3 protein-coding genes are annotated in these 2,149 nt (G+C 51.5%); all 3 read right to left on the bottom strand.

Going from position 1 to position 2,149, the window contains the following annotated elements:
- Window positions 1-121 precede the first annotated feature (121 nt).
- The 3 genes from HMPREF1546_RS19045 to HMPREF1546_RS16615 all read right to left on the bottom strand — a co-directional run bounded on the left by HMPREF1546_RS19045 (window position 122) and on the right by HMPREF1546_RS16615 (window position 1,875).
- Window positions 122-349 carry a DUF6514 family protein gene (locus HMPREF1546_RS19045; protein WP_147629874.1) on the bottom strand — a complete coding sequence of 76 codons (228 nt, stop codon included), beginning with the start codon at window positions 347-349 and terminating at the stop codon, window positions 122-124.
- Window positions 321-581 (bottom strand): helix-turn-helix domain-containing protein, encoded by a 261-nt coding sequence (locus tag HMPREF1546_RS20005; protein ID WP_147629875.1) that lies wholly within the window; start codon window positions 579-581, stop codon window positions 321-323. Before HMPREF1546_RS20005 ends, HMPREF1546_RS19045 begins: the two co-directional genes overlap by 29 nt.
- Before the next feature lie 79 nt (window positions 582-660).
- A complete protein-coding gene (locus HMPREF1546_RS16615; protein ID WP_021747573.1) occupies window positions 661-1,875 on the bottom strand; it encodes an IS110 family transposase in 1,215 nt (404 codons plus the stop codon).
- Window positions 1,876-2,149 lie beyond the last annotated feature (274 nt).

Genomic DNA, 2,149 nt, shown 5'->3' with positions numbered 1-2,149 from the left:
AAGACCAGCTATAAAAAGTCAAGAGGAAAATGAAAAAAGTCAGAGATAAGATGAGGGATGAAAAGGGCAACAGCAAAAGGCTCACGCTTCCGTGAGCCAAGGAAAGGCGCAGAAGAATCACTCAAAGAGAATCTTCGATCACATCCAAAAGATGAATGGGATCGAGCTGTTTTCTGGTAAGAAGACCGGCAAGGTGCAGCACAAAGGAAAAATCTGAGGAGACATCCGGCAAAAGCATAACTTCTTTCTCGAGGCCATTCTGAGACAGCAAAACACGCAGGCCAAAGGTTCGATATTTGCCGATATACGGAGAATATGCCTCATTTTCGAAAGGAAGGTATTGAAACACGAAGTCCGGCCTCCTCTGCAAAGACGATGGGATCAAGCTTGATAATAGCCGCATAGTGGAAAGCATCCCGCCAGCTCGGGTCACATTTACCTTGTTCCATATCATTGACCCAATGGAGAGAGCAGTCTAAAAGGTCGGAAATCTGCTGTTGAGTTAGGTCTTGTGCCTCCCGTCCGTGACGGAGCAAGTCCGCGAGGATATAACGTTGCTCCTGTGTGGGAATCCGCCTCATAAACATGGAAAATTCCTCCTCCAAAATATGCTGGTGGAAGAATATCCCAACTTTTACAAAAGTTCTATGCAGGCGGCATTCACATTGTGAAATCTGCCGAATGGTGTCGAATCTCTTTTGGCGGGATGGCCTCATAGGGGCGGTCCTCACTGAGGATAGCGAAAATAATGTTGCAGAGCTTACGGGAGACGGCGCCGATAGCGGTGAGATGATGCTTGCCACGGGCCCGGAGGGACTGATAGTACTCCGAGAGGATAGGGTCGCAAAAGGCCGCCCGGGAGGCAGCCAGCCAGATGGCCCGCCGGAGATACGGTGAGCCGCGCTTGGAGATTTTCTGCCGGGTGCCGGTGAACTCACCAGACTGTGTGACTCTAACATCCAGTCCTGCGAAAGCGACCAGTTTATTGGGGGCGTTGAAGCGGTGAATATCCCCGATCTCACTGAGAATGATGGCACCCAGGGTGTCTCCAATGCCTGGAATCGTGGTGATGTAGCTGCCGGTCTGTTTCAGCAGGGAGGAGATCTGAGCCTCCAACTCCGTGACCTGTCTTTCCAGAAACTCCATCTGCTCAACGAGCTGTCTGATTTGGAAAGCAAAGGCATCTCTGGCAAAGCTCACACCGAAGGAATTGGCTGCCGCTGCTTTCAACTGTTCAGCTTTCTCTTTTCCTAACCGGCCGTGACTGGTTTTCTCCAAAAGATTGGAGAGTTTCCTGGTGGAGACAGTCAACAGGTCCTCAGGTGTAGGATATTGGGAGAGGACTTCTTTCGAGGTAACGCCAAAGGTATCTGAAAACAGCGCGTCATACTCCGGGAAGACCTGATCCAGCAAGGCAATGACCCGGCGCTTGCAGTCTCCACAGGTGTCCACCAGGGCCAGCCGGTACCGGCTCAGCTGCCGCAGCGCCACAATCGTCTCTTCCGACAGGCTCGTGGTGGAGAACTGCCCGAAGCGCATGATTTGGGCGATGATGAAGCTGTCTTTTCGGTCGTTCTTCGTCTGCCGGATATACATCTTCCGAAACGCCTCGGACTGGATAGGGTTGATGACCTTGATTTCAAAACCCTGTTCCAACAGATACCCGTACACACTCAGCCAGTAATGGCCGGTAGCTTCCATGCCAATGAGCAGGCCATCATTGGAGACACCCAGCCGCTCGAACAGCGCCAGCAGCTTTTCACAGCCTTCCTTACTGTTGGCAAAGGAGATGCTGTCCGGCAAGGCCGTGCCAGCCTCATCGATGACCGTGGCCTCATGCTTGTATTTGGCAATGTCGATCCCACAGTAGAACATGGCGAAACCTCCTGTTTCAAAATTTCAGACAGAGTTTCCTCACGCTTCTTTGCGGGACACAACCTCGTTAGATATGCAGCGCATCTTCGCTATCCAGCTCATTCGCGTCAACCCGCAAAGACAGAGGCGCAATTCTTTCTGCGGAAGCTATACTTCAAGGAGACAACCTGCGCCCTCTGTCTGCTGGCCTTATTATCCCACATGGCTTGTGGAACAACAAGTAGGTTCATGCGGTTTCCCATTGCATCCAAACCGTAAATCTATTATACGAGGA

Origin of the sequence: Oscillibacter sp. KLE 1745, assembly GCF_000469445.2 — a bacterium.
GTDB classification, from domain to species: Bacteria; Bacillota; Clostridia; order Oscillospirales; family Oscillospiraceae; genus Oscillibacter; species Oscillibacter welbionis.
The sequence above is the reverse complement of the archived record's forward strand: the minus strand, read 5'-3'. Positions and strand labels throughout refer to the sequence as shown.

Excerpts from the sequence above, each read along its gene's own strand:
- HMPREF1546_RS20005 (WP_147629875.1), bottom strand. The coding sequence starts at position 581 with ATGAGGCGGATTCCCACACAGGAGCAACGTTATATCCTCGCGGACTTG.
- HMPREF1546_RS16615 (WP_021747573.1), bottom strand. The coding sequence starts at position 1,875 with ATGTTCTACTGTGGGATCGACATTGCCAAATACAAGCATGAGGCCACG.